This window comes from Achromobacter sp. CF-sbj1-Ac2-l (assembly GCF_052698165.1).
The window spans coordinates 3,287,520-3,301,557 of record NZ_CP199855.1 but is presented as its reverse complement, the minus strand read 5'-3'; the positions used below and the strand labels follow the sequence as shown (position 1 = coordinate 3,301,557).

Genomic DNA, 14,038 nt, shown 5'->3' with positions numbered 1-14,038 from the left:
GGCGGCCCGGGCGTCCTACGTCTTTTGGGGGAGAGGGGGCGGAACAAGGGGGCGAGCCGGGCGGACCCTTGCCGACAGGTCTCGCCGTGACCGGCGATCCCGCTCGTCGCGCTAGAGCCTGAAATGCCGCCGCAGGGTCTGTTCCAGCAGGTCGGTGGCCGGGGCGGTTTGCGGCGAGGCCGCGCGCAGCAGAACGATCTCATGCGCGGCAATGGCCGGCAGCGTGTCCAGCACCCGCATGGCGCTTGTCACCCGCGAGCGATCGATCAGGCTGACGGCCAGGCCCGACTCGACGCAGGCTTCGACCGCCTGGCTCGACGGACTGCTCAAGACCGTCCGCCAGGCCAGGCCCGCGCGATCCAGGCTGGTGGTCATTGCCTCCCGGTAGGGGCAGTGCGCCGCGTGCAGGGCCAAGGGCAGGGGATCGGGCAATGGCGTCCCCAGCCTGGCGCTTCCCACCCACACCGGCGTGGTCGAGGCCAGTGACTGCGGGTCCGGCCGCCGGGCCATCGCCTGCGCCGCCAGCGCAAGATGCAGGCGACCGCGCCCGACCTGGTCGCGCAGCGCCAGGCTGGGCGCCGTCGTCACTTCCAGCACGACGCCCGGCCAGTCCGCGGCGAACAGCGGCAGGATGTCGCGGATGACGTGGGCCGCGTACTCGTCGGGCAGGCCCAGCTTGATACGGCCGGCAAGCGCCGTCCCCTGGATACCGCCCAGCACCCGGTCGTGCACGCGCAGCAGCTCGGCCGTGCTGCCCAGCACACGCTGGCCCAGGGGCGTCAAGGTCACCGACTGGTTGTCGCGCTCCAGCAGCCGGCCGCCAACCACGGCCTCCAGCCGCTGGATGTGGACACTGACCGCCGCCGGGCTGCGGTGGACATGTTCGGCGGCGGCGCGGAACTGCCCCAGCCGGGCCACGGCATGGAATGTGCGCAACAGGTCGATATCCAGGGAGGCGCTCATGGTTTTGGTTTCATGAATCAGATGGCAAATATATTTTGATTTATTTGATTATGGCCTGGCTTTAAGGTCAAGGGCATGAGGACGCCCACCACGAGCAAGCCAGCCATGCCCCGCCGGGACGCCCGTAACGCCACATTCGCCCCGGGAACGGCGCCGCGCGCCGCCCTGGCGGCCGTGCCCCTGCTGGTCCTGGAGGCCGCTTTGATCGTGACGTGGAGTTCGGGGTTTGTCGGCATGCGCTTTTCGATCGATCACGCCTCGGCTTTCCTGGTGGTGTTCTGGCGCTGCGTGGTGGTGGCGCTCGCGCTGCTGCCCTGGGTGGCGGGCGAGCTGCGACGCACGCCGCCGGCGCTGCTGCTGCGCCACGCCGGCATCGGCCTGCTGGCGATGGCGGGCTATCTGGCGGGCGTTGCCAAGGGCATTGAGTACGGGGTGCCCGCGGGATTGGCCGCACTGATCGCCGACCTTTTGCCGATCGGCACGGCGCTGCTGGGCGTCGGGCTGCCTGGCCAGCGCCTGCGCCGGCAAGCCTGGCTGGGATTGTTGCTGGGATTGCTGGGCGTGGTCCTGGTCACGCGCGATGCCCTGGCCTGGGGCGGGACGCCCCTATGGACCTACAGCCTGCCGCTGCTGGGCATGCTGTCGCTGGCGCTGGCCACCCTGTGGCAGAAGCAGGCCGATTCCCCTGCGTCCATGGGGCTGCTGTCCAATCTGTGGGTGCAATGCGCGATTTCGGCGGTGGCTTTCGCCGCGCTGGCGGGCAGGGAAGGCAGCCTGCTGCCGGTTGCCAGCGCGGGGTTCGCGCTGAGCGTGCTGTGGACAGCGGCGCTGTCGACGCTGGGCGGCTACGGCCTGTATTGGATCTGCCTGCGGCGCTCGTCTCCCACCCGTGTCGCCAGCGTGCTGTACCTGAGCCCGGCGGTTACGCTGGTGTGGGCCTGGGCCATGTTCGGCGAGCCGCTGTCCTGGCTGATGCTGGTGGGCACGGCCGTGTCGGCGTGCGGCATCTGGATGGTCGTGCGGAACGAACCGCGCTAGCGCTCGCTTCGTGCGCCGACAAAAAAGCCGGTCCCGAGGGGGCCGGCCATTCCCGGGCGACGCCAGGCGCGCTTCAGCGGATCAGGCTGAGGAACTCGGCGCGGGTCGACGGGTTGTCGTGGAACTCGCCCAGCATCACCGAGGTGACCATCGACGAATTCTGCTTTTCGACGCCGCGCATCATCATGCACATGTGCTGGGCCTCGATGACCACCGCCACCCCGGCGGCGCCGGTGACGGACTGCACCGCCTCGGCCACCTGGCGGCTGAGGTTTTCCTGGATCTGCAGGCGGCGGGCGTACATCTCGACGATGCGCGCCACCTTCGACAGGCCCAGCACCTTGCCGTTGGGCAGATAGGCCACATGCGCCTTGCCGATGAAGGGCAGCATGTGGTGTTCACAGAGCGAATACAGCTCGATGTTCTTGACCAGCACGATCTCGCGCGTGTCGGAGGTGAACAGGGCGCCGTTGACGATTTCTTCCAGATTCTGGTTGTAGCCGCGGCACAGGTGGCGCATGGCCTTGGCCGCGCGCGCCGGCGTGTCCGCCAGGCCTTCGCGGGACGGGTCTTCCCCCAGTGCTTCGAGAATGGCGGTGTAGTGACTTTCCAATGACATGGGAACTCCTGGGGGCTGCGCGCCGGCGATGGCGATGAACACGCAAGTCTACTCCAGCGCGGGCCGGCTTCGCAGCCGGAAACCTGACGGCCAGAGGGGTTATACGCCGCGGTTTTCCACCGCGTATTTGATCAGTTCGGCCTGGCCGTCGATGCCCAGCTTGCGCTTGATGTTCAGGCGGTGGGTTTCGACGGTGCGCACCGACAGGCCCAGCGCCTGGGCGATCTGCTTGTTGGCGTGGCCACTGGCGATGTGGCGCAGCACGTCGCGCTCGCGCTGGGTCAGCAGGGTGGCGGGGGCGCTGGCCTGCGACAGGCGCAGCGACACGGCGGCGCTGAAGTAGGTGCGGCCGGTCATGACCGCGTCGATGGCCGCCAGGATCTCCTGGGCCGGCTCGTCCTTGAGCAGGTAGCCGCGGGCGCCGGCGCGCACCGCCTGCACCATGTATTCGGCGTTGTCGTGCATCGACAGCACCAGCACCGCGATCTGCGGATAGCGTTCATGCAACTGCGCGGTCAGCTCCAGGCCGCCCACGCCCGGCATGTTCAGGTCCATCAGCACCAGTTGCGGCAGGGTGCCGCCCAGCGGGTCCTCCGCCAGGCAGGCCTGCAGGAAGGCCAGGGCGGCGGCGGCGTTGCCGGCTTCGCCCACCACCTGCAGGTGCGGCACGGTCTCGAGGCGCAGGCGCAGGCCGTCGCGCACCAGCGGGTGGTCGTCGATCAGGAGCAGTCGGATGGGGGAGCCAGGGTCGGTCATGCGGGTCGGGAAGCGTCGGAGGCGTCGGAGAAGGGCGGCGGCAAGGGCAGCCAGGCCTGCAGGGTGGTGCCCTGGTCGGAGGTATGGAAACTGAGGCTGCCGGACAGCGCGGTCATGCGTTCGCGCATGTTGCGCAGGCCGATGCCGCGGCGCGGATCCTGCTGCACCTCGGCGTAGTCGAAGCCGCGGCCGTCGTCATGGATGGTCAGGCGCAGGTCGCGTTCGGTGTAGGCCAGCGTCAGGTCGGCGCGGCGGGCGCCGGCGTGGCGCACGACGTTGGTCAGGGCCTCCTGGGTGACGCGGAACAGGGCGGTGGCGTAGGCGTCGGGCAGCTTCACCGGCCGGCCCTGGGTCGACAGGCGCACGGTCAGCGGCGCGGCGCCGTGCTGGCTGGCGCCGGCGAATTCGCGGCCCAGGTGTTCCAGCGCGGCCGGCAGGCCCAGGTCGTCCAGCAGGGTGGGGCGCAGGTTGTGCGAGATGCGGCGCACTTCGCCCACGGCGGTATTGAGGCGGTCGAGCGCGCCGCCCAGCGGCGTGTCGATGTGCGCCAGCGCGCGCGGCTCGGCGCCGAGGGCCTGGCGCAATCGTTCGCGCGCGGCCTCCAGCGCCAGCTTGATCGACACCAGCACCTGGCTGATGCCGTCGTGCAGCTCGCGCGACAGGCGGGCGCGTTCGTCTTCCTGCGAGCGCACCAGTTGCTGCGCCATCAGCCGCAGCTTGGCGTCGGACTGGCGGTGGTCGCTGATATTGAGCGCCAGGCCGCAGGCCGCCACGCCGAGGATCGAGACCGCGGCGATGCCGGCAACCCAGGCGAACATGTTGCGGATGTTGGACTGGGCGGCGGCGTCGATGTGCGCCAGGGTCTGCTCGACGTCGTCCAGGTAGATGCCGGTGCCCAGCATCCAGCCCCAGCGTTCCAGCACCACCACGTAGCCGAGCTTTTCCACCATCTGGTGGGTCGAGGGCTTTTCCCACTGGTAGTGCACCGCCTCGCCCTGGCTGCCGCCGCGGCGGGCCGCCGTCAGCAGGTTCTGGATCACTGGCTGGCCGCGGGTGTCGCGCAGGTTCCAGAGATCCTGGCCGACCAGTTCGGGCTGGCGCGGGTGCATCAGGTTCCGTCCTTGCAGGTCGTAGACGAAGAAATAGCCGTCGTGGCCGAATTCCATCTGTGCCAGCAGCGCCAGCGCGCGCTCGCGGGCGGCGTCGCCGTCGCTGGCGTCCTGCAGCGGGGCAATCGCGCTGTAGGCCAGGCTGACGTAATGGCGCAGCTCGCTTTCCTTGCTGCCGAGCCAGGCGCTTTCCACCACTTCCTTTTCGCGCTGGGCCAGTTGCAGGCCCTGCACGTAGACGGCCACGGCGATGGCCGCCAGCGCCACCAGCAGGGGGACGGCGGCCAGCAGCAGGATTTTCAGGCGCAGCTTCATCAGGGGATTTGTATCAGCGCCGAATGCGCGTGTTGCGGTGCATCAAGGGAAAAAGGCCCACGCCGGACAGGAGTCCGCGCCGCCGATTTTACGATCCCCGCGGGGAATATGCTGCGGCGCATTCCGTAGTACCACGTAGGGGGCTTGCGTAGTTCCGCGCTTGTTGCGCCCCGGGCAAACCGAAATACTAACGCCCGCGTCGACCGGACGCCGTGCGGACGTTCGCGCCCGCCACCCTACAACAATGAGTCTGCCTACCCGCGGGACGAAAAAAGCGTTTCACGCCAAAAGCATGGCGGGAGGCAAGAGGAGCACTTATGCAAACCAGCAGTAAGGGACTGGGTCAGCACCTGGTCTGGCTGGCGGTTGCGGTCCTGGGCGCGTTCGCGCTGGGCACCGTGGCGCTGGCCAGAGGGGAGACCATCAACGCGCTATGGGTGGTGATTGCCGCCGTCTGCGTGTACTTGATCGCATACCGCTATTACAGCCGCTTCATCGCCAACAAGGTGTTCCGCCTTGATCCCACGCGCATGACGCCGGCCTGGAAGTACAACGACGGCCTGGACTACGTCCCGACCAACAAGCACGTGCTGTTCGGCCACCACTTCGCCGCCATCGCCGGCGCCGGCCCGCTGGTCGGCCCCGTGCTGGCCGCGCAGATGGGCTACCTGCCCGGCATGCTGTGGATCCTGGCCGGCGTGGTGTTCGCCGGCGCCGTGCAGGACTTCACCATCCTGTTCATCTCGACCCGCCGCGACGGCCGCTCGCTGGGCGACCTCGTCAAGTCCGAGCTGGGCAAGATCCCGGGCGTGATCGCGCTGTTCGGCGCCTTCATGATCATGGTCATCATCCTGGCGGTGCTGGCGCTGATCGTGGTCAAGGCGCTGACGCACTCGCCGTGGGGCACCTTCACGGTGGCCGCCACCATTCCCATCGCGCTGTTCATGGGCGTCTACCTGCGCTACATCCGCCCGGGCAAGATCGGCGAAGTGTCCATCATCGGCTTCGTCGGCCTGATGGCCGCCATCACCTTCGGCCAGGACGTGGCCGCGCATCCGGTCATCGGCCCGATGTTCGACTTCGACGGCAAGGGCCTGACCTGGATCCTGATCGTCTACGGCTTCATCGCCTCGGTGCTGCCCGTGTGGCTGCTGCTGGCCCCGCGCGACTACCTGTCGACCTTCCTGAAGATCGGCACCATCGTCGGCCTGGCCATCGGCATCGTGGTGGTCGCGCCCGAGCTGAAAATGCCGGCGCTGACGCAGTTCGTGGACGGCTCCGGTCCGGTGTGGTCGGGCAACCTGTTCCCGTTCCTGTTCATCACCATCGCCTGCGGCGCGGTGTCGGGCTTCCACGCCTTGATCTCGTCGGGCACCACGCCCAAGCTGATCGAGAACGAAACCCAGGCCCGCTACATCGGTTACGGCGGCATGCTGATGGAGTCGTTCGTCGCCATCATGGCGCTGGTGGCCGCTTGCGTGATCGAGCCGGGCATCTACTACGCCATGAACAGCCCGGCCGCCGTCATCGGCACCACGCCCGACCAGGTCGCCCAGGTGGTGTCCAGTTGGGGCTTCGTGATCACCCCGGCCGACCTGGTGCAGACCGCCAAGGACGTCGGTGAAAGCACCATCATCTCGCGCGCCGGCGGCGCGCCGACGCTGGCCGTGGGCATGGCGCACATCCTGCACCAGGCCATCGGCGGCCCCAGCATGATGGCGTTCTGGTACCACTTCGCCATCCTGTTCGAAGCGCTGTTCATCCTGACGGCCGTGGACGCCGGCACCCGCGCGGGCCGCTTCATGCTGCAGGACCTGCTGGGCACCTTCGCGCCGTCGCTCAAGCGCACCGAGTCGCTGCCTGCCAACCTGATCGCCACCGGCCTGTGCGTGGCGGCGTGGGGCTACTTCCTGTACCAGGGCGTGGTCGATCCGCTGGGCGGCATCAACACGCTGTGGCCGCTGTTCGGCATCGCCAACCAGATGCTGGCCGCGATCGCGCTGACGCTGGGCACCGTGGTGCTGTTCAAGATGAAGCGCGACCGCTACGCCTGGGTCACCGTGCTGCCCACGCTGTGGCTGCTGGCGTGCACCCTGACCGCCGGCTGGCAGAAGCTGTTCCATGCCGACCCCAAGGTCAGCTTCCTGTCGCACGCGGCCAAGTACAACGCCGCCATCGCCGAAGGCAAGGTGCTGGCCCCGGCCAAGTCGCTGGCGGAAATGTCGCGCGTGGTGCTGAACGACTACATCAACGCCGGCCTGTGCGCGATCTTCATGTTCGTGGTGGTCAGCATCGTGGTGTTCGGCATCCGTTCGGTGATGCGCGCCCGCGCCGAGAACCGGCCGACCGCGCGCGAGACGCCCTACGAAGCCCTGCCGGCCGTGGCCGCCGGCGCGGACTGACGCAAGGAGGCGCCGCCATGCTGTTTTCCAACATGACCTCGGCGGCCGGCGCCGCCGGCCGCTACCTCGGGCAGACCCTGCGGTTGATGGTCGGCGTGCCCGACTACGAGAACTACGTCGAGCACATGCGGCGCACCCATCCCGACCAGGAGCCCATGAGCTACGAGGACTTCTTCCGCGAGCGGCAGGACGCCCGCTACGGCGGCAAGAAACGCATCGGCTGCTGCTGACGGGCCACGGCTCGTCGATCGCGATGGCAAAAGGCGCCGGCTTTGTCCGGCGCCAATGGCGTTCAACGGGCGTGCTTGCGGGCCCCGGCCACGCAGACGACGGCGGCCAGTGTCACCAGCAGCATGGTCCAGTTGACCTGCTCATGCAGCAGCAGCGCCGCCAGGCCCAGGCCCATGAAGGGCTGGAACAACTGCAACTGGCCTACCCCGGCGATGCCGCCCTGGGCCAGGCCGCGATACCAGAACACGAAGCCGATCAGCATGCTGAACAGCGACACGTAGGCCAGGCCGATCCAGCCGGCCGCGGTGACCTGCGCGAACGACGAAGGCAGGGTCAGCAGCGCAAGCGGCAGCATTGCCGGCAGGGACAACACCAGCGCCCAACTGATGACCTGCCAGCCGCCCAGCGTGCGCGAGAGCCTGGCGCCCTCGGCGTAGCCCATGCCGCAGACCACGATGGCGGCCAGCATCAGCAGGTCGCCCTTGAGCGACACGTCCAATCCGCCCGTCAGCGCGTACCCCACCACGAAGGCCGAGCCCGCCACCGAGAACAGCCAGAATGCCGGCCGCGGCCGTTCGCCGCCGCGCAGCACCGCGAACACGGCGGTGGACAGCGGCAGCAGGCCGACGAACACGATCGAATGCGCCGAGGTGACGTGCTGCAGCGCCAGCGCCGTCAGCAGCGGAAAGCCCAGCACCACGCCGATTGCCGTCAGCATCAGGGCGGGCAGGTCGGCGCGCCGCGGTCGCGGCTGGCGCAGCAGCCACAGCAGGGCCCAGCCCAGCGCGGCGGCGATGGTGGCGCGGGCGCAGGTGAGGAAGATGGGATCCAGCTCCGCCACCGCCACCCGCGTCGCGGGCAGCGAGCCGGCGAAGATCGCCACGCCGATGAAACCGTTGATCCAACCGCTGGTTGCCTTGTCCATGCACTGCTCCGCGCAAAGCGTCCAGTGAAGCATCCGGACGCCGCGTTTCCCAGAGACAGTCCAGTACAATTTAAAATAACTGTTATGCAAAACAGTCCAGTACGGATGGAGGCGAAATGACATCAGGCGGCACCCGGATCGAGGCGGTCATGGCGCAGGTGCGATCGCGCATCGCATCGCGCGCGTACTCACCGGGTGCGCGCCTGCCGTCCGTGCGCGCGCAGGCCGGCGCCATGGGCCTGTCGGTGTCGACGGTAGTGGAGGCGTATGAACGCCTGGCCGCCGAAGGCAGCATCACGTCGCGACCAGGTTCGGGCTTCTACGTCGCCGGCCCGGTGGCGCCGCTGGCGCTGACCGAGATCGGCCCCAAGCTGGACCGCGAGATCGATCCGCTGTGGGTCTCGCGCCAGTCGCTGGAGGCCGCGCCCGACGCGCTGCGGCCCGGCTGCGGCTGGCTGCCGGGCGACTGGATGTACGAGTCCGGCATCCGCCGCGCGCTGCGCGCGCTGGCCAAGTCCGACTCCCTGGAATTGACCGATTACGCCACGCCCCTCGGCCACCCCGCGCTGCGCCAGGTCCTGTCGCGGCGCCTGGCCGCCGCCGGCATCGAGACCGCGCCCGAGCAGCTCATGCTGACCGAGTCCGGCACCCAGGCCATCGACCTGATCTGCCGCTTCCTGCTGGAACCGGGCGATACGGTGCTGGTCGATGATCCCTGCTATTTCAATTTCCACGCCTTGCTCAAGGCCCACCGCGCCTGCGTGGTCAGCGTGCCGTACACGCCACACGGGCCCGATGTGGCGCGTTTCGAGGCGGCGCTGCGCGAGCACGCGCCGCGCCTCTACATCACCAATTCGGGCATCCACAACCCCACCGGCGCGACGCTGTCGCCGCTGGTGGCGCACCGGCTGCTCAAGGCCGCCGACGGCGCGGGGCTGGTGATCGTGGAAGACGACATCTTCGCCGACTTCGAACACGCGCCGGCGCCGCGGTTGGCGGCCTTCGACGGCCTGTCACGCGTGATCCAGATCGGCAGCTTTTCCAAGACCATCTCGGCCTCGCTGCGCTGCGGCTTCATCGCGGCGCGCGGCGACTGGATCGACAGCCTGGCCGACCTGAAGATCGCCACCACGTTCGGCGGCGGGCGGCTGGCGGCCGACGTGGTGTTCCGGACCTTGACCGACAGCGGCTACCGCAGGCACATGGAGTGGGTGCGGCAGCGGCTGGCCGAGGAGCGCGACAGCGTCACGGCGCGGCTGCGGGCGCTCGGCATCGTGCCGTGGCTGCAGCCGAAGGCGGGCATGTTCCTGTGGTGCCGCCTGCCGGCCGGCATTGACGCGGCGACGGTGGCGCGATCCTGCCTGCGCGACGGCGTGGTGCTGGCGCCCGGCAACGCCTTCAGCGTGTCGCTGAGCGCGGGCGACTGCCTGCGCTTCAACGTGGCCCAGTCCACCGATCCGCGCGTATTCGACACGCTGGCGCGGGCGTTGGGCGCGGCGCGATCGGCGTGAGCGGTCCCGCGGATGGGGCCGCGCGCTAGGAGTTGTTGGCCGGCGCGTCGCGGCGGGTCCGCTTCTCGGCGGCCAGCACCAGCGGAATGGCGCAGGCCGCGCACAGCGCCATCACCAGGAAGCCTGCCGGCGCGTAACCGCGATACAGCGCGCCGCCCAGTTGAATGCTGCCAAACATGAACACCCCGCCCGACAGCAGCGCATACAGCGCGATGGCCGACGTCTTGCAGGCCGCCGGCACGCGGCGCGCGATGTACCACATGATGGCGGCATTGTTGCCGGCCAGGGTGAAGCATTGCAGCACTTGCAGCGCCGCGATCCAGCCCGGGTCGGTGGTGGCCGACAGGCCGGCCCAGCGCAGGGCGGTCATGGCGGCCGAAACCAGGATCAGCCATTGGGCGCCGAGCCGCGCCAGCACCTTGGGCGCCAGGAAGAAGAACAGCACTTCGCTGGCCACGCCCACCGCCCACAGCGTCGAGATCAGCGCCGTCGACAGGCCGCGGTCGGTCCAGTAGAGCGTGGAATACGAATACAGGAAGCCGTTGCTGGCCTGTACCAGCGACGCGGCGGCGATGCACAGCAGCAGCGGCCGGTCGCGCAGGATCTCGCGCATCGGCAGCCGCACGCGCTCGGCCGGCGCCTCCTCAGCGCTCGGGCGCGCGGCCCGCGGCAACAGGCGCACGCACGCCAGGCAGGCGACGATCAGCAGGATCGACAGCCACATCACCCAATCGGTGTCGAAGGTCTTGATGAGGTAGCCGCCGGCCACCGTCACCACGGCGAAGCCGAGCGAGCCGCAGGCGCGGATGATGGTGTAGGAATTGCCCTGGCCGCGGCTGCTGGCGATGGCCATGCGGTCGAGCAGCGGCAGCACCGCCGGGAACACGGCGTTCAGCAGCAGCGTGACGGCGAACAGCCAGGCCGGCGCCGCGCTGAACGGGTAGCAGATGAACAGCAGCAGCGAAGCGGCCAGCGCGGCGAAGATCAGGCCATGCGCGCTGCCGCGCTGGTCGGCCACGTGCGCCACCACCGGCGTCGACAGGATCTTGGGCAGGAACGAGGTCGCCACGATCAGGCCGATCAGCGCCGGGTCGAGGCCGCGGCTGGCGAACCACAGGGGAAGAAACGGGATGCTGACGCCCTGCAAGCCGTAGTACAGGAAGTAGAACCCATGCAGGGCGATAGCGCCTTGCCGGGCGTCGGGGTTGCCGCGCATAGCGATGTGACAGAAGTGTGGCTGGGAGGAAGCGCCGTAGCATACTCCTTCCGCCCGGCCGGCTCCGCGCCGCCGCGCCGGCCTTGCCATCGCAACGGCCGTGCCGGCCTTACCAGGGCAGCGGCGCGGCTTCGCCGTTGGCGTGCTCGCCGTAATAGATCGACGGCAGCAAGCGCGACAGGTAGGTGAACTCGGTATAGCAATGGCGCAGCAGGTTCAATCCCAGCACGTCGGGCACGTCCTGTTGCGGCCGTGGGCTCGACAGGCCCAGGTAAAAGCGGCTGCGCAGCACGCAGCCGAACGGCGTGTCGCGCGCCAGGTGGATCATCTGGCCATCCCGCGGATCGCCATCGGCGTCGAGTTGGATGTGGTCGCCGAAGCCGATGCGGGCGTAGATGGCCGCCGACACGTCCTGGTTGCCGTGCGCGGCGCGCAGGCGCGCGGCGTCGAAGGCCTCCTGCGGGGCGTGGAATTTCAGCCGGGCGGCCACCGGCGGCAGGTCGGCCAGCGACTCCACCGCGTGGATCGAGGCGCCGATATAGCTTTCGCCGCGCCGCCAGGCGTTGTCCCAGCCACGATGCTCGACATGGTCGTGCGGATGCCACCACTTGATGTGCTGGGTGGTCTGGAAGAACTTGAACCACCAGTCGAGCATGCGGCCCTTGCAGCCATGCAGGTCGGTGCGCGTGGCCACCACCAGGCCGCCGCCGGGCAGCCGGGCAATGCCGGTCTCCAGCCGCAGCGGCGCGGGATCGAGCAGGCTGTCCATGTCGGCGGCGATGTGCGCCGCATCGGGGTGCGGGGTGGTCATGCGAGGTCTCCGGGATAAGGGAAAGCCATAAGGGAAAGCCGATTCTACATTAAAGAAACGTAGATCGTTTCCAAAATAAGCGGACCGTGTAAGATCGCCCACTCGACATCAGGAGAACCAATCGCCCATGGCGTCCCTTGCCTCATCCGCCGCGCCGCGCCCGCGCGGCCGTCCCGCCCGACCCGACGCCGAACTGCGCGCCGCGATCCTCGACGCCGCCACCTGGCTGCTGCTGAACGAAGGCTATGGCGGCGCGACGCTGGAAGCGGTGGCCCGTCGCGCCGGCATGGCCAAGAAAACCGTGTACCGCTTCGCCGCCAATCGCGAGGACCTGGTGGCGCAGGTGGTGCGCGGCTGGACCGACAGCTTCGAGCCGGCGCTGGCGCAGGAGGTCGCCAGCGCCACCGAGGTGCTGCCGGCGCTGGCGCGGGTGCTGCAGACGATCGCCGACCGCGCCCTGTCGGCCGACGCCGTCGGCATGTTCCGTTTGTTGACGGCCGACTTTCCGGCGCGCAACGCGCTGCTGGCGGTGTATCAGGAAAACGGCATCGAGCGCGGCACCGCGATGCTGGCGGGGTGGTTCGAGAAACTGGCCGCGCGCGGTTTGATCCGCATCAAGCAACCGCGCGAGACCGCCGGCCTGCTGTTGGCCATGACCATCGCCGAACCGCTGCGGCAGATGGCGCTGGGCCTGGCCGAGCCGCTGCCGCGGGGCTCCATCGCGGATCGCATCCAGGCTTGCGTGGCGCTGTTCTCCGGGCAGGGGCGGGTGTTCGAGGTCCTGCCGGACTAGTGATGGCGTCATGCCCGCGCGGGCATATCGATTCAGCTTGGCGCCAGCCGCGCGCGGCCATTGGCAAAGCGCGCATACGGAATTACCCTGGGACGTCGCGGCGCGACCGATCGCGCCGCGCGCGTGTTTTCCGAATCATTTCCAGGAGCTGCGATTCATGGCCAAGAAACTGAATGCGAAGACCACCAAGGCGGCGAAGACGCTGCGCAAACGCCCGCTGGCAACCCCCACCGATCTGGCCGCCGCCGCCACCCGCGATATCTCCGCGGTGTTGAACCAGGTGCTGGCCGACGTGTTCGCGCTGTACCTGAAGACCAAGAACTTCCACTGGCATGTCAGCGGGCCGCATTTTCGCGACTACCACCTGCTGCTGGACGAGCAGGGCGACCAGTTGTTCGCGATGACCGATCCCATCGCCGAGCGCATCCGCAAGATCGGCGGCACCACGCTGCGTTCCATCGGCCATATCGCGCGCACCCAGCGCATCGCCGACAACGATGCCGACTACGTCCAGCCGCTGGACATGCTGGCCGAGCTGCGCGAAGACAACAAGACCCTGGCGGCCACGCTGCGCGAGGCCCACAACGTGACCGACGAGCATCGCGACATCGCCAGCTCCAGCCTCATCGAGAACTGGATCGACGAGACCGAGCGGCGCACCTGGTTCCTGTTCGAGGCCAGCCGGCAGGGCGACAGCACCGGTCATTGAACGGCGTAGGCAGCCGTTTCCCGGCCCTTGTATCGGGGGGCGGGAGAGGGCGGGGCGAAGGGCGGTCCGCCGGTTGCCGGTGTGTCAGCCCTCGCGCCCAAACCCGCCGCGGGCCCATTCCGAGGCTCGTTGCACGCTCAGCTTGTAGGTGGGCGCCACGTGGATTTCGGCCAGTTGTTCGCCCGATTCGTCGTAGGCGCTGAGCACGGCATAGGGCTCGTCCTCGTCGGGCACGATATCCAGCTTGACGGTGACGCGGCCGGCGGCCGCATCGATCTTCACGCTCTTGTGCAGCGTTGCGTGCAATTGCTGTTCGTGGCGCCGCAGGACTTCGTTGGCGGTCTTGACCAGGGTATGGAAGGCGGGCGTGTCGAGGGGCTTGGGGTTCTTCTTGTCGCGGCCCATGGTCCACGGGCCCACCAGGGCCGGTTCGGCCTGCCCGTCCAGGGTCATCTCGACGGCCCAGCCGTCGTCGTCTTCGTTCTTGATGATGCGGGCGGTCCAGCCATCGTCGCGCCACAGCGTGGCGCCCTGTTCCTTGCGGTCGTGGAAGTCGCCGTCGTCCGGCATGTGGGTGTCGTTCACTACTGTGCTGTTCCTGGGGGCATGGGTTCGCGGCCTCGCGGGCGGGGTTGACGCG

The 14,038-nt window shown here is 68.8% G+C and carries 14 protein-coding genes; 6 read left to right on the top strand and 8 right to left on the bottom strand.

What is annotated here, in order from left to right:
- Positions 1-111: 111 nt before the first annotated feature.
- Positions 112-963: a LysR family transcriptional regulator gene (locus ACUDCK_RS15065; protein ID WP_064526056.1), complete on the bottom strand. Its 852-nt coding sequence runs from the start codon at positions 961-963 to the stop codon at positions 112-114.
- A 105-nt stretch (positions 964-1,068) separates the two neighbouring features.
- Here ACUDCK_RS15065 and ACUDCK_RS15060 point away from each other — a divergent pair, with 105 nt between their 5' ends.
- Entirely contained in the window at positions 1,069-2,001 is a 933-nt protein-coding gene (locus ACUDCK_RS15060; protein ID WP_244976947.1) for a DMT family transporter, read from the top strand.
- Between the two features lie 73 nt (positions 2,002-2,074).
- Here ACUDCK_RS15060 and folE read toward each other — a convergent pair whose 3' ends face one another.
- The 3 genes from folE to ACUDCK_RS15045 form a co-directional block, all read right to left on the bottom strand.
- Complete coding sequence (gene folE, locus ACUDCK_RS15055) at positions 2,075-2,620, bottom strand: GTP cyclohydrolase I FolE (protein WP_026383761.1); 546 nt, start codon at positions 2,618-2,620, stop codon at positions 2,075-2,077.
- Between the two features lie 99 nt (positions 2,621-2,719).
- On the bottom strand, positions 2,720-3,376 hold the full coding sequence (locus ACUDCK_RS15050; RefSeq protein WP_006387204.1) for a response regulator: 657 nt from the start codon (positions 3,374-3,376) through the stop codon (positions 2,720-2,722).
- Complete coding sequence (locus tag ACUDCK_RS15045) at positions 3,373-4,800, bottom strand: cache domain-containing protein (protein WP_054504286.1); 1,428 nt, start codon at positions 4,798-4,800, stop codon at positions 3,373-3,375. The genes ACUDCK_RS15050 and ACUDCK_RS15045 overlap by 4 nt, the downstream gene beginning before the upstream one ends.
- Before the next feature lie 317 nt (positions 4,801-5,117).
- Here ACUDCK_RS15045 and ACUDCK_RS15040 point away from each other — a divergent pair, with 317 nt between their 5' ends.
- Entirely contained in the window at positions 5,118-7,202 is a 2,085-nt protein-coding gene (locus tag ACUDCK_RS15040) for a carbon starvation CstA family protein (RefSeq protein WP_054504285.1), read from the top strand.
- A gap of 17 nt (positions 7,203-7,219) precedes the next feature.
- The gene (locus ACUDCK_RS15035; RefSeq protein ID WP_100504858.1) at positions 7,220-7,432 is read left to right on the top strand and encodes a YbdD/YjiX family protein; all 213 of its coding nucleotides are present in this window, start codon (positions 7,220-7,222) and stop codon (positions 7,430-7,432) included.
- A 62-nt stretch (positions 7,433-7,494) separates the two neighbouring features.
- Here ACUDCK_RS15035 and ACUDCK_RS15030 read toward each other — a convergent pair whose 3' ends face one another.
- Positions 7,495-8,358, bottom strand: a complete 864-nt coding sequence (locus tag ACUDCK_RS15030; protein WP_175143806.1) for a DMT family transporter — start codon at positions 8,356-8,358, stop codon at positions 7,495-7,497.
- Positions 8,359-8,474: 116 nt separating this feature from the next.
- Between ACUDCK_RS15030 and ACUDCK_RS15025 the strand changes: the two genes are divergently transcribed.
- The gene (locus tag ACUDCK_RS15025) at positions 8,475-9,869 is read left to right on the top strand and encodes an aminotransferase-like domain-containing protein (protein WP_175143807.1); all 1,395 of its coding nucleotides are present in this window, start codon (positions 8,475-8,477) and stop codon (positions 9,867-9,869) included.
- Between the two features lie 25 nt (positions 9,870-9,894).
- Here the strand turns inward: ACUDCK_RS15025 and ACUDCK_RS15020 are convergent, their stop codons facing one another.
- The gene (locus tag ACUDCK_RS15020; protein ID WP_054504282.1) at positions 9,895-11,085 is read right to left on the bottom strand and encodes an MFS transporter; all 1,191 of its coding nucleotides are present in this window, start codon (positions 11,083-11,085) and stop codon (positions 9,895-9,897) included.
- A 109-nt stretch (positions 11,086-11,194) separates the two neighbouring features.
- Positions 11,195-11,896 (bottom strand): DAPG hydrolase family protein, encoded by a 702-nt coding sequence (locus ACUDCK_RS15015; RefSeq protein WP_420867714.1) that lies wholly within the window; start codon positions 11,894-11,896, stop codon positions 11,195-11,197.
- Positions 11,897-12,023: 127 nt separating this feature from the next.
- Between ACUDCK_RS15015 and ACUDCK_RS15010 the strand changes: the two genes are divergently transcribed.
- A complete protein-coding gene (locus tag ACUDCK_RS15010) occupies positions 12,024-12,689 on the top strand; it encodes a TetR/AcrR family transcriptional regulator (protein WP_175167996.1) in 666 nt (221 codons plus the stop codon).
- A gap of 157 nt (positions 12,690-12,846) precedes the next feature.
- Positions 12,847-13,398 carry a Dps family protein gene (locus ACUDCK_RS15005; protein WP_049074093.1) on the top strand — a complete coding sequence of 184 codons (552 nt, stop codon included), beginning with the start codon at positions 12,847-12,849 and terminating at the stop codon, positions 13,396-13,398.
- Between the two features lie 84 nt (positions 13,399-13,482).
- On the opposite strand, the gene ACUDCK_RS15000 is transcribed toward ACUDCK_RS15005, so the two are convergent.
- On the bottom strand, positions 13,483-13,983 hold the full coding sequence (locus ACUDCK_RS15000; RefSeq protein ID WP_063583237.1) for a hypothetical protein: 501 nt from the start codon (positions 13,981-13,983) through the stop codon (positions 13,483-13,485).
- Between the last annotated feature and the right edge of the window lie 55 nt (positions 13,984-14,038).

Excerpts from the sequence above, each read along its gene's own strand:
- ACUDCK_RS15065 (WP_064526056.1), bottom strand. The coding sequence starts at position 963 with ATGAGCGCCTCCCTGGATATCGACCTGTTGCGCACATTCCATGCCGTG.
- ACUDCK_RS15060 (WP_244976947.1), top strand. The coding sequence starts at position 1,069 with ATGCCCCGCCGGGACGCCCGTAACGCCACATTCGCCCCGGGAACGGCG.
- folE (WP_026383761.1), bottom strand. The coding sequence starts at position 2,620 with ATGTCATTGGAAAGTCACTACACCGCCATTCTCGAAGCACTGGGGGAA.
- ACUDCK_RS15050 (WP_006387204.1), bottom strand. The coding sequence starts at position 3,376 with ATGACCGACCCTGGCTCCCCCATCCGACTGCTCCTGATCGACGACCAC.
- ACUDCK_RS15045 (WP_054504286.1), bottom strand. The coding sequence starts at position 4,800 with ATGAAGCTGCGCCTGAAAATCCTGCTGCTGGCCGCCGTCCCCCTGCTG.
- ACUDCK_RS15040 (WP_054504285.1), top strand. The coding sequence starts at position 5,118 with ATGCAAACCAGCAGTAAGGGACTGGGTCAGCACCTGGTCTGGCTGGCG.
- ACUDCK_RS15035 (WP_100504858.1), top strand. The coding sequence starts at position 7,220 with ATGCTGTTTTCCAACATGACCTCGGCGGCCGGCGCCGCCGGCCGCTAC.
- ACUDCK_RS15030 (WP_175143806.1), bottom strand. The coding sequence starts at position 8,358 with ATGGACAAGGCAACCAGCGGTTGGATCAACGGTTTCATCGGCGTGGCG.
- ACUDCK_RS15025 (WP_175143807.1), top strand. The coding sequence starts at position 8,475 with ATGACATCAGGCGGCACCCGGATCGAGGCGGTCATGGCGCAGGTGCGA.
- ACUDCK_RS15020 (WP_054504282.1), bottom strand. The coding sequence starts at position 11,085 with ATGCGCGGCAACCCCGACGCCCGGCAAGGCGCTATCGCCCTGCATGGG.
- ACUDCK_RS15015 (WP_420867714.1), bottom strand. The coding sequence starts at position 11,896 with ATGACCACCCCGCACCCCGATGCGGCGCACATCGCCGCCGACATGGAC.
- ACUDCK_RS15010 (WP_175167996.1), top strand. The coding sequence starts at position 12,024 with ATGGCGTCCCTTGCCTCATCCGCCGCGCCGCGCCCGCGCGGCCGTCCC.
- ACUDCK_RS15005 (WP_049074093.1), top strand. The coding sequence starts at position 12,847 with ATGGCCAAGAAACTGAATGCGAAGACCACCAAGGCGGCGAAGACGCTG.